The organism is Maricaulis sp. ABE4_448, assembly GCF_056160825.1.
Genome location: NZ_JBSWXX010000003.1, coordinates 245,450 through 257,009, shown reverse-complemented (window position 1 = coordinate 257,009; position 11,560 = coordinate 245,450). Strand labels below are relative to the sequence as shown.

The following is an 11,560-nucleotide window of genomic DNA, read 5'->3' as shown; positions in this document are numbered from 1 at the left end:
CCAGCCTAACGAAGGGGGTTATCATGACACGCACGCCTCACGCCCGGTTCACCATGCAACCGCTCGTCCGGTCGCTCCGCACCGCCCTGCTCGCCACCAGCGCCGGCCTCGCCCTGGCCAGCCCGGCCTTTGCGCAAGACAGCGAAACGCCCGTCGATGACGGCCCGGTCGTCCGCGGAACGCTGCCCGAGGGCGGCGAAATCGTTTATTCCACCTGGCGCGAAGGCCGGCGTATCTGGCGTGAATATTACTGGGTCGTGCCTGAAGGTGGCGGCGACGCGCATGGCGCCTGCCTGTCCCAGTCCTACGCCGCGTTCACGTCCGACGTGCCGGAGGCCTATGGCCGCACGCGCAACGAACCTCTGAGCTTCTGCAACCGCAATGAATACGGAACCTACACGCCCGGCCGCGCGCCCTGGGACCGGGCCGGGCGTTCTTCTGCGATTGAGGAACAGGCGACTGGTCGGCTCTATTTCGGGGGCGGAGGCGGTGCCGATCCGCGCTGCTCGACCTTCTTTCCCTTGCCAAGTCTCAACTGCGACACCGAAAACGGATCACCGCAAAGCAATCCCTTCCCGTCAGCGCGCAACGCCTCGACCTCCGGCCGTCTGGCCGAGCTGGGCGGTTTCACGCGCAACGCCGAAATCGTCGCGCCAAGAATAGTCGCCGGCCCGGACACCTCGATCGACGGCATCGTCGACACCGAGAACCAGTTTTCCAATGTCGTCTTCATCAAGGTCAACACGACCAGCGGCCAGTTCGTGTGCACCGGCACGCTGATCAACCGCCGCCAGATCCTTTCCGCCGCGCACTGTTTCGAAGGCTTTGACGTCACCAATGTGGAGGTCTCCTTCGACCCGATGGGCGAAGACCTGTACTTCGGTGCGATGGGCGTCACCCTGCACAGCGCCTACGATCCCGACACGTTCATCAACGACATCGCCATCATCACCCTGTCGACGAGCTCCCTGATCGCCGATCCGGTGGAGCTGGACGAAGGCGGCAATGCCACCATCGGCAGCGAGGTGATCCTGGCAGGCTATGGCTCCTACGGCGTCGGCGAGGTCGGCCAGATGGGGCTGGACGGCCGGCGGCGGCATGGCGTCAACACGCTTGACGGCTATGGCACCCATGCCGACTTTTATGACCAGACCGGCGTGCCGCCGGTCATCGATCCCGTGGCCTCCAACCTGCCCTTCCTGTTCATCGATTTCGACGGGCCGGGCGATTTCTACAACATCATCGGCGATACCGGCATTCCCGGCGAGGTCCAGGCCGCCCAGGGCGATAGCGGCGGCCCGATGTTTGTCCAGGGTCCCAACGGGCTGATCCAGGTCGGCATCGTATCCCATGGCGACAACCCGTTCGGCCCGATCGCGGGATATGGCGACTGGACCGCCTATGTCCCGGTCGCAGATTATTATGACTGGATCGACGGGCTCGATCCCTTCATCGAGCAACACGCCCTGGCCGGGGACGGCTTCTGGCATGATGCGGCGCACTGGGCCGATGGCGACATCCCCGAAAACGACCGGCCCGATCCCGGGGTCACCATCGTAACCGACCTGTACCTGGTTCCGGAAATCTACGAGGTCTTCCTCGATGCGCCGGGCCGCACCACGGTCGTGCAGGACGAATATGTCGACTCCGTCTATGTGTTCGAAGGCGCCGAACTCCTCATTGCCGAGGGCGGCGAGCTGGCGCTCGATACCGGTATCGGCCTGACCGGCGGTGTGATCCGCGTCGAAGGCGGCGTGGCCGGCCAGGCGCTGGAAATCCATGGCGGCCTGCTCGACATCGCCGAGACCGGGGCCTATTTCGACTTCTCGCCCTATTATTCCGGTGGCATGAATTTCACCGATGGCGCCGTCCGCGTGGCCGGCGAACTGACCACGGACTGGCTGCACCAGACCGGCGGCAGCCTGTGGGTCACCGATACCGGCCTGTTCTTCGACTATGCGGGCACGCTGATCGAAGACGGCGGGGTGATGATCGAGGGCGTGTTCGACACCGCCTCCTTCTACCAGTTCGGCGGTTCCACCACCGTTACACAAACCGGCCTGCTTTACGATGCCAGCGGCGAGACGCTGATCGGCGATAGCGAGATCAACGTGTCCGGCGTGCTCGACACGCTGGAACTCGTCCTGATCGACAGCGTGCTGATGGGCAATGGCGAGATCTACGCGCCCTTCGGCACCTACCAGTTCGGCGGCATGATCGCGCCGGGTTATAATGCCGGCAACGAGACCGCCGGCCATGTGCTCACCCTTCACGGGGATTATTTCGGCGACGATGTCCGGGTGCTGGTGAGCGCCGATGCGAATGGCACCGATCATCTCCACGTCACCGGCACGGCGGACATGGCCGGTGTGATCGATATCGAGCTGCGTGACGGCTATCTGCCCAGCCGGAACGCCCGCTTCACCTTCCTGCAGGCCGATGGCGGGGTGACCACCGCCGACCTCACCATTGCCGCCCCGCAAATCTCGCCCGTTCTCTCGCTCTCGCTGGGACAGTCCGCGACCACCGCCTACCTCCAGGTCGATGCGCGTGCCTATGCCGAGTTTGCCGAGACCGACCAGCAGCGCTCGCTGGCCGCGGCACTCGACACGGCCGCAGGGAACAGCGTGCCGTCCGGTGACTTCGCCGATCTCGTCAACACGCTGGACTACATGCCCAGCGAAGACACGCTGCGCGCCGCGCTGCAAACCGCCAATCCCGGCGACACCTTCGCCATGGACCGGATGGGCGAAGGCCTGTCACGCGCCATGGGCGATGTCATCGCCGGGCGCATGGCGCTGTTCGCCGAAGGCCGTCATGGCGGCGGCATGGACATGGCCGGCACCGGCAGCAGCCCGATCCAGCTCGCCTCGGCCAATGCCGGCAGCGTCGAGGTGCTCGCGGCCTTGCAGGCGGCCACGCGGGCCGCAAATTCCGGGCAAATGGACCCGATCAATGACCGCACGGGCGTCTACTTCTCCATCGAAGGCGGTTGGGGCGAGACCGACCTGCCCAATGGCACCACTGATCTGGAAAGCCACCACATCGTCGCCGGGGTCGATTTCGAACCGGCCGAGAACTGGCTGATCGGTGCCAATGTCGGCTTCTCGGACTATTCCGCCGACAGCCTGACGACACATGTGCAGGGCGAATCCGTGTCGCTGGCCGCTTATGCCGGTTTTGCCGGATCGCGCTTCTATGGCAGCGCCTATATCGGCGCCAGCCGGCTTGACTATGACCTCACCCGCTCCATCCTGCTGGGTGCGGCGGAGATGCAGGCGACCGCCTCGACGGATGCGAACCAGTTCGATGCCGGCTTCGACATCGGCGCCGATCTCATCGAAGGCGCTGCCGTCTTCGGTCCGGTTCTGCGCCTGCGTCACGGCAATACCGATATCGACGGCTACAGCGAGATCGGTGCGGGCGTGTTCAACGCCACGCTGGCAGCGCGCGAAAACGACCGGACCCTGTTGGGCGCCGGCGGCCGCTTTGCCAGCGGCGGCAAAACCCGCTTCTTCGGCCAGCTGACCTGGGAACAGGACCTCTCCGAAGGCGACGGCCAGACCAGTGCCAGCCTCGCCGGCGCTCCTTCGGCCGGCTTTGCCGTGCTGGACGGGCATCATGATGACGGCTTTGCCTCGCTGGCCCTGGGTGTCGATATCGATGCCTCCGACCGGGTCGCGATCTCGGCCCGCGCGCGCAGCGATTTCGGTCGCGACACGGATGAGGACGCCTCCCTCAGCCTGGCGATCAACTGGCGTTTCTGACCGCGACGCCCTCGTGGACAGACGGAGCACGGTCCGGCATTGCCGGGCCGTGCTTTTTTCGTGGAGGGCCGGATTATCGCCCCTGACGCGGGACATTTGTTCCAACTATCCCCCTAATCGGGTCGCCCGGCTCTGCCTATATCGGCGCCACGAACAGGAGGGCGCCATGCGCTGGACGGGATTAGTCTTGTCACTTGCCATTCTCGGGCTGACAGTCAGCCTGCTTTTTGCCACGGGGTTCACCTCGTCCGGGCACCTGACCGTGCGGTCGGCGCCGGACATGCAGGAAACCGCCCTGGTGAAGCCGGTTATGAGCTGAAACGGGAGACGTGCAGATGGATATCGAGATCACGCTTGAGGAAGACGGCTCCAAGGGCCGCTATGTCGCGCATGTCGCCGGACAGGCAGACACCGGCGAGATGACCTTCAGCCGCATCAGCCCGACGCGGGTGATCGTCGATCACACCGGTGTTCCGGACAGTCTGAAAGGCATGGGTGTCGGCTCGGCCCTGGCGCGCCATGTCGTCGCGCAAGCGCGCGAAAAGGGCTTCACCATCGTGCCGCTCTGCCCCTTCCTGAAAGCCCAGGCCGAACGCCATCCCGACTGGGACGACGTGATCGAGGGCATGAAGCGCTGACGCTTGCACCTCCCTCCCCCGTGGGAGAGCGATCGAGGGAGAGGGGGAAGACACCGCCTTCTCCCAAAAAGTTCTGACTTCTCCCAATAGACCTTGACCGGGATTTCCCCCTCATCCGCCCTTCGGGCCCCTTCTCCCGCGGGAGAAGGTGGTCATAGAGACGCTCCCTAATCCTCCGCCCACTGGCGCAGCAGGTTGGCCTTGCTCTTCAGCAGGAGGTCGAGTTCGGCGGTCTTGCCCGCTCGCTCGAATAGGGCGCGGCAAGCCCGGTCGAGATCGAACAGGATTTCGCGCTGGTCGGGACGGCGCACCAGGCTGCGCACCCAGCCGACCACGGCGACCCGCTCGCCGCTGGTGACCGGCGCCACCCGGTGCAGCGCCGCGGTCGGGTAGACCACCACCTCGCCCGGCGCCAGCTTGATCTCGGTCTCGCCGTCCACGCTCTCCATCACAAGCTCGCCACCCTGATAACTGTCCGGCTCGGACAGGAAGAGCGTGAAGGAGAGGTCGGCGCGGCGGCCGCCCATCAGGGCATCGTCGACATGCAGCCCATATTCCATGCCCTGCGTATAGCGCGAGACCAACATACGGGTGATCGATTTGGGCTGGGTGAAGGAGACGAAAAGCGGATGCGCCATCAGCGCCTTACGCACCAGATTGCGGATGGTGTCGATGCGCGGCCCGGCCTCGACCTGCTCATTGCGCTTCACTTCGCGGGCCGCCCAGCCGGCCGTCTTGCGGCCATCGGCGTAATCGCTTTCACCCGCCAGCTGCCGGAGTTGTTCGACGGTCTCGGCGGGACACACATTCTGCAGACACAAGAGCATGAAATTACCTGCGACTAATTGTCATTTGCCGGAAATGGGTTTAGGCGGTCTATCAGGGTCGGGCAAGACGTCCCGACAACAAGGCAAGGGGAATGCTTATGGGTATCAAGCGCCGTACGCGAATCTGGACCACGGTCGGCACGGCCGCCCTGCTGGGCGGTCTGGCCGGGTGTAGCGAGCCGGTCAGCGACACGCCAGCGGACGAAGTGCCGCAGAGCCAGGCCGAACAGCACGACACCGCCGCTACCGCTGACCATGCAGCCGAACCGGCCGCTCCGGCCGGCGGCTGGTCGGAAGGTGAAGGCGAAGGTGAAGGCGGTTCCGGCGGCGGCGAGTTTGGTATCGACCCCGTGGCGGCGGAAAGCGATCCCGTCGTCTACATGATCGCGCTGGAAGTCATGCGGGCCCACTACCTGGCCGGTATCGACGCCTACCGGGCCGGCGACCGCACGGCAGGCGCGGAAATGTTCGCCCACCCGATCAACGAGATCTATATCGACTTCGAACCCGTGCTGGAAACGCTCGGCGCGCCGCTGTTCGGCGACACGATGACCGACGCTTCGGTGGCCCCCTATTCCGGCGCCGGCGAAGACGAGGTTGTCGCCCGCGTCAATGACGTACTGGTTGCCATCGACGCTGCCGCCGAATTCGCGCCGGACAGCGACGCGTCCCAAGCCGAGGTCCATGCCCGCGTCCTGGCCGACCTGCTCGAGCGCGGTGCGCTGCAATACCGTGTCGCATCCAGCGATGCCTCGGCAGGCGAAGCGTATCTGGACGGCTATGGCTTTGCCCGCGCCGCCGACCGCTACGCGGCAAGCCATATCGATGTGATTGCCGCCGCCAATCCGGCGCTGGCGGGCGCTTTTGCCGGCCTTGTCGACCAGCTCAACGCCGCATTCCCCACCGCTCTGCGTCCGGAAACGCTCGAGGGTGATGCCGGCGCCCTGGTCAGCGCTGTCGCTGCCGCCAAGGACATGATCAACACTCTGCCGTGATCAGGATCGCAGCATAGCGTAATTCAGATCACGCCCCACCGACACGGTGGCGCAGCAGATCGCGTTTCAAACAAAAGGCCCGGCAGAGTGACTGCCGGGCCTTTTCGTTCATGCTTCCATACGGGCCCGCTCGATTATTCGCCGCACCTGGGCGCCGCACGCCCCCCTTCCCCGCCTTCTGCCCCGCAACGGCAGGTCTCATCGATGCCTCCGGTTCAACCTTGTGCAGCCCCGCCGCTGACGCGCAGGCGTGTCAGCTGGTATAGAGCGGGCGAACCCCGGATACCGAAACGCCATGTCCCGCTACCTGATCGCTGCCCTCTACAAATTCGTCCCGCTGGACGCTGGTCCTGCGCTGCAGGCCCGCCTGAAAACCCTGTGCGCCGAAAACCATGTCACCGGTACGCTGCTGCTGGCGCGTGAAGGCATCAATGGCACGATTGCCGGGCCGGAAGCCGGTTTGCGCACCGTGCTGGACGGGCTGCGCGCGCTGCCGGGCTGCGCCGGTCTCGAACACAAGGAAAGCTGGGCCGACGAACAACCCTTCCTGCGTCTCAAGGTGCGCCTGAAGCGCGAGATCGTCACCATGGGCGTTCCGGATATTGATCCGGTAGACGGTGTGGGCACCTATGTCGAGCCGGAAGAGTGGAATGATCTCATCCGCGCGCCCGATGTCGTCACCATCGATACCCGCAATGATTACGAGGTGCGGATCGGCCAGTTCGACGGTGCCGTGAACCCTCACACCGCCAGTTTCCGCGACTTTCCCGACTGGTTCCGTCAGTTCCGGGCCGAGCGCCCCAATACCCGTATCGCCATGTATTGCACGGGCGGCATCCGCTGCGAGAAGGCCACCGCCTTTGTGAAAGCCCAGGGCATTGACGAGGTCTTCCACCTCAAGGGCGGCATTCTGAAATATCTCGAGACCGTCGACCCCGCCGACAGCCTCTGGCAGGGCGAGTGTTTCGTCTTCGACCGCCGCATCGCCGTCGGTCACGGTCTTGCGCCGGGCACGCACGACACCTGCCATGGCTGCCGCGAGCCGCTGGCGCCGGAAGACCTGAAATCGCCGCTCTATGTCGATGGCGTCAGCTGTCCGCACTGTCATGACGCACGCTCGCAGGAGCAGCAGGCCCGTTATGCCGAGCGCCACCGCCAGGAGCAGATGGCCGAGACCCGCGGCGAGCGCCATGTCGGGCGCGGTAGGGACCCGGAATGAGCGCCGGCGCGCCCATCCTCTACTCCTTCCGCCGCTGCCCCTATGCGATGCGGGCGCGGCTGGCGCTGCACGCGGCCGGTCTCACCGTCGAGCATCGCGAAATCCTGCTGCGCGACAAGCCGCATGCCATGCTGGACGCCTCGCCGAAGGGCACCGTGCCGGTGCTCGTCCTGCCGGACGGGCGCGTGCTGGAGGAAAGCCTCGATGTCGCGCACTGGGCACTGGCGCAGAATGACCCGGACGACTGGCTCGCCCCCGGCAAGGCGATGGCGCCGCTGATCGCGCGCTGCGATGGCGACTTCAAACACCATCTCGACCGCTACAAATACGCCACCCGCCACGACACCGACCCGGCCGAGCATTTCGCGGCCGCCAGCGCCTTTCTGGCAGAGCTGGACGATAGACTGTCAGATGGCGGGCAGCTGTTCGGTGCGCGGATGTCGCTGGCCGATGCCGCGATCTTCCCCTTCGTGCGCCAGTTCGCCCATACCGACCGCGAGGCCTTTGACGGGCTGGGCCTGTCCGGCGTGTCGCGCTGGCTCGACGATCACCTCGCCTCGCCGCGCTTTGCCGCCGTGATGGTCAAGCATCCGCTCTGGTCTCCGGACGATCCGACGGGCTGACCGGAAAAATCGAATTGCGGATTCCGCGCAACATGCCGCCCAAAAACACCTGAAAGGGGTGGCGAATCACTGTCATCGAAACGAAATAATTCGTATCGATCCTTCCGGATCGTACCGGCGCACCCTATCTGCGCCCTACCCCCCGCCGCAGGCCATGGCGATTGAAAAGCCCCGGGAGCACATGCTCCCGGGGCTTTTTATTGCGGCTTGTGCCGCCGACTATTCCCAGAAATAGGGCTGGCGTTCGCGATCGCCCGTGACCCGCTCGTTCATCGTCTCCGCCTCGTAGAGACGGCCATTGAGCATCACGTATTCGATCTCGTCGGTATTACCGATATCCTCCAGCGGGTTTGCCCGCAGGAAGACGAGGTCGGCCAGCTTGCCCTCCTCGATCGTGCCGAGATCATTGTCGAAGCCGAGATGGCGCGCCGGCATCACCGTCGCCGTCATCAGAGCCTCGAGCGGGCTGAAGCCGCCGCGCACGAAGGACCACATCTCCCAGTGAGCCGCCAGGCCTTCCTGCTGGCCATGGGCACCGATCGACACATCGACGCCTCGCTCGAACAGCATGTGGGCCGTGCGGGCATTGTCGTCATCGACGAAATCCTCTTCCGGCGCCGTCGTGCGGCGCACCGAGGAGGCCTGCAGCTGACGCGGCGGCGCATGCCGCGACAGGATCGGGTGCTCCCAGACATTCATCGCCTGGCGCCAGTAGGGATCGCCGGCCAGACCGCCATAGGTCACCGTCAGCGTCGGCGTGTAGGCGACCTCGGTCTGGGAATACATCTGCAGCACGTCTTCATAGATCATCGAGAGCGGCAGATTGTGTTCGATCGAGGTATTGCCGTCCGCCACCATGGCCATGTCCATGTGGTAGTTGGAGCCGCCCTCGGCGACCACTTCCAGGCCCGCCTCTATCGAGGCGGCCACAACCTGCTGACGCTGGTCGCGCCGCGGCTGGTTGTAGTTCTTGATCGAGTGGGCGCCCTGGGATGCCAGGCGGAAGACATGCTCGCGCGCATCCCCGATCGAGTTGATCTCAGCATAGACCGACGGCGCGCGGGCCCCGTAGACGATCTCGCCGGTGGAATAGATGCGCGGGGCCAGATAGCTGCCGGCGCGCTGGTATTCCGAGGCGGTGAAGATATGGCTCGCCCGGCTGGACGGGTCGTGGATCGTGGTCACGCCCAGCGCCAGGTGCGCGATGGCCGACCAGTTCTGCTCCGGCACAAGATCGCCCGTGCCCTGCGGCCCGTGGGCGTGGGCATCGATGAAGCCCGGCGTCACGGTCATGCCGTTGGCATTCACCACGCGGGCCCCTTCCGGCACCTCGACATCGGCACCGACAGCGACAATCCGGTTGCCCTCGATGATGATATTGCCGGCTTCAATGACGCCGCCATCCTCGCCGGCCATGGTGATGATACGGGCGCCTGTTATCGCCGTCACACCCGACGGGCGGTCGGCCGTGGCCGTCATGGCCAGGCTGACACCGCTTTCCGGCGGCGTGTATTCGGTCTCGCGTGCCGGATCCGGACGGAAATCCGCCAGCGGCACGGAGAAGAATTCCGGTCCCATCGACCAGTTGAGATGCGTGCCGCCCTCGCTCCAGTGGAAATAGGTCGCGCCATTGCCCGACACTTCCACCGTCGGCAGGGCCGAACCGTTCGATCCGCCCGACACCGATTGCGGTCCCGGCGGCAGCGGCATCACGAACACATCGTAATTCTGGCGGAAGGCGACATGGGCGCCATCGGGGGCGACCTGGTATTCGGTGATCATCTCGCCGGTGATATGGGTGCGTTCCTCATGACCGTTGAGATCGACCGAGACGAGGCTGGCGCCATCGCCGCCACGGGTGAAGTAGATGCGGTCGTTCGAGGCGCCGAAGTGCGGCAGCGAACCGCCATCGGTCACTTCCGTCATCTCGCCGCCACCAGCCGGCACACGGTAGATACCCGTCGTTTCCGACCATTCCGGCGCCGTCAGATACCCGCCGCTGTCCTTTTCGAACACCAGGGTCGAACCGTCCGGCGAGAAGCGCGGATTGGCGTAATGCCCCGGTTCCGGCGTCACCGTGCGCTCGCGACCGCCGCGGGCGGACACGGTGCGGATCGAACCGAGCGCCTGATCGTCCCAGGCGACGAAGGCGATGGTGCGCCCGTCCGGCGACCAGGTCGGCGTGATCTCGCGGCGCTCGCCCGGCTCGGCGCGGGTCAGGCGGCGCGGTTCACCGCCGGCCGCATCGCGGACCCACAAGACACCCAGGCTCTCGAACACGATCTGGCTGCCATCCGGCGAGGCCGTGGCAAAGCGCGGCATGCGCGTGGTGAAAGTGTCGGGCGCCACCTCGACCTGCGGCCGCGGCGGATCGATCACATCGCGCGTGTCGGAGACTTCAAAGGCAATGTCCGTCACCGCGCCGGACGCCACATCCACCGAGTGGAAGGTGCCGTCGGCCCAGTATACGATGGCGCTGCTGTCCGGCATCCAGTCCATGTTCGGATACATGCCGGTCACGCCCCAGGTTTCCTGCATGTCCTGATCGACGGTCTCGACCAGACGGCGTTCCTCGCCCGAGTGCAGGTCCTTGATATAGAGGCCGGACTGGATGCGGTCGCGGCGGATGAAGGCCATGTAGCGGCCATCCGGCGACGGTGCCGGACGCACGGCACCGCCGGCGCCCTCGACAATCGTGTCGATCTCGCCGGTCTCCAGATCGTAGCGGCGGATATTGAACAGTTCGGTGTTGGAATCCTGGGCGTAGATGAAGGTGTTACCCGAGGTCACATTCTGCGTGTAGTAAACGTAGCGGCCGTCCGGCGAGAAGATCGGCTCGCCCAGCTCCTTCTGGAAATTCTCGTTGGGACGCTCGACCAGCTGCACGCCGTTTCCGCCCAGCACGTGATACATCCAGATCTCGCCCGTGCCGGCCGAACGCTGGGTGGTGAAGTGCTTGCGCGCCGCGATATAGCGGCCCGACGGATGCCAGGTCGGATTGTTCAGGAGGCGGAAGCTCTCATCCGTCAGCTGGCGGGCATCGGACCCGTCCGTATTCATGATCCAGATATTGTCGCCGCCGCCACGGTCCGAGGTGAAGGCGATCCGGCTGCCATCCGGCGAAAAGCGCGGCTGGTATTCCCAGGGCAGGCCGGAGGAAATATTCGTCGCGACACCGCCGGTGACCGGCATGGTGTAGATATCGCCCAGCATGTCGAAGGCGATGGTCTGCCCGTCCGGGCTGACATCCAGCGACATCCAGCTGCCCTCGGTCACCTCGATGGGAATCGAGCGTGTCGGCAGCGGCGGATTGGCAACATCCCATTCCGCGTCGTCGCTCTCCTGGAAAGCCAGGCCCGGCGCGCTCGCCAGAATGGTCGATGCAGCCAGTACTGCGATAAATCGGGTCATATACCCCTCCCCATTATGTGTTTTCGCAGCGGAGCATAGGTCGCCCCCAAGGTGGCGACAAACTTACCGTTCTGTGAGGT

Annotated in this window: 8 protein-coding genes; 6 read left to right on the top strand and 2 right to left on the bottom strand. The window is 65.2% G+C overall.

The annotated features are described in order from the left end of the window. The first annotated feature begins 23 nt into the window (after nt 1-23). The 3 genes from ACXAJV_RS10340 (at nt 24) to ACXAJV_RS10330 (ending at nt 4,405) form a co-directional block, all read left to right on the top strand. Nucleotides 24-3,767, top strand: a complete 3,744-nt coding sequence (locus tag ACXAJV_RS10340; protein WP_475085009.1) for an autotransporter domain-containing protein — start codon at nt 24-26, stop codon at nt 3,765-3,767. 166 nt (nt 3,768-3,933) lie between these two features. Beyond that, the gene (locus ACXAJV_RS10335; RefSeq protein ID WP_475085005.1) at nt 3,934-4,086 is read left to right on the top strand and encodes a hypothetical protein; all 153 of its coding nucleotides are present in this window, start codon (nt 3,934-3,936) and stop codon (nt 4,084-4,086) included. Nucleotides 4,087-4,102: 16 nt separating this feature from the next. Continuing rightward, on the top strand, nt 4,103-4,405 hold the full coding sequence (locus tag ACXAJV_RS10330; protein WP_348506790.1) for a GNAT family N-acetyltransferase: 303 nt from the start codon (nt 4,103-4,105) through the stop codon (nt 4,403-4,405). 167 nt (nt 4,406-4,572) lie between these two features. Here ACXAJV_RS10330 and ACXAJV_RS10325 read toward each other — a convergent pair whose 3' ends face one another. Next, on the bottom strand, nt 4,573-5,232 hold the full coding sequence (locus ACXAJV_RS10325) for a Fe2+-dependent dioxygenase (RefSeq protein WP_475085002.1): 660 nt from the start codon (nt 5,230-5,232) through the stop codon (nt 4,573-4,575). A 98-nt stretch (nt 5,233-5,330) separates the two neighbouring features. Between ACXAJV_RS10325 and ACXAJV_RS10320 the strand changes: the two genes are divergently transcribed. The 3 genes from ACXAJV_RS10320 (at nt 5,331) to ACXAJV_RS10310 (ending at nt 8,069) form a co-directional block, all read left to right on the top strand. Beyond that, entirely contained in the window at nt 5,331-6,227 is an 897-nt protein-coding gene (locus ACXAJV_RS10320) for a hypothetical protein (RefSeq protein ID WP_475084999.1), read from the top strand. A 295-nt stretch (nt 6,228-6,522) separates the two neighbouring features. Next, nucleotides 6,523-7,446, top strand: coding sequence for an oxygen-dependent tRNA uridine(34) hydroxylase TrhO (trhO, locus tag ACXAJV_RS10315; protein WP_475084997.1), 924 nt, complete (start codon nt 6,523-6,525; stop codon nt 7,444-7,446). Then, nucleotides 7,443-8,069 carry a glutathione S-transferase gene (locus tag ACXAJV_RS10310; protein WP_475084995.1) on the top strand — a complete coding sequence of 209 codons (627 nt, stop codon included), beginning with the start codon at nt 7,443-7,445 and terminating at the stop codon, nt 8,067-8,069. The genes trhO and ACXAJV_RS10310 overlap by 4 nt, the downstream gene beginning before the upstream one ends. Before the next feature lie 219 nt (nt 8,070-8,288). Here ACXAJV_RS10310 and ACXAJV_RS10305 read toward each other — a convergent pair whose 3' ends face one another. Next, complete coding sequence (locus tag ACXAJV_RS10305) at nt 8,289-11,480, bottom strand: amidohydrolase family protein (protein WP_475084993.1); 3,192 nt, start codon at nt 11,478-11,480, stop codon at nt 8,289-8,291. Nucleotides 11,481-11,560: the final 80 nt, after the last annotated feature.

What these genes read in the sequence shown, in the direction of transcription:
- ACXAJV_RS10340 (WP_475085009.1), top strand. Translation starts at nt 24, where the DNA reads ATGACACGCACGCCTCACGCCCGGTTCACCATGCAACCGCTCGTCCGG.
- ACXAJV_RS10335 (WP_475085005.1), top strand. Translation starts at nt 3,934, where the DNA reads ATGCGCTGGACGGGATTAGTCTTGTCACTTGCCATTCTCGGGCTGACA.
- ACXAJV_RS10330 (WP_348506790.1), top strand. Translation starts at nt 4,103, where the DNA reads ATGGATATCGAGATCACGCTTGAGGAAGACGGCTCCAAGGGCCGCTAT.
- ACXAJV_RS10325 (WP_475085002.1), bottom strand. Translation starts at nt 5,232, where the DNA reads ATGCTCTTGTGTCTGCAGAATGTGTGTCCCGCCGAGACCGTCGAACAA.
- ACXAJV_RS10320 (WP_475084999.1), top strand. Translation starts at nt 5,331, where the DNA reads ATGGGTATCAAGCGCCGTACGCGAATCTGGACCACGGTCGGCACGGCC.
- trhO (WP_475084997.1), top strand. Translation starts at nt 6,523, where the DNA reads ATGTCCCGCTACCTGATCGCTGCCCTCTACAAATTCGTCCCGCTGGAC.
- ACXAJV_RS10310 (WP_475084995.1), top strand. Translation starts at nt 7,443, where the DNA reads ATGAGCGCCGGCGCGCCCATCCTCTACTCCTTCCGCCGCTGCCCCTAT.
- ACXAJV_RS10305 (WP_475084993.1), bottom strand. Translation starts at nt 11,480, where the DNA reads ATGACCCGATTTATCGCAGTACTGGCTGCATCGACCATTCTGGCGAGC.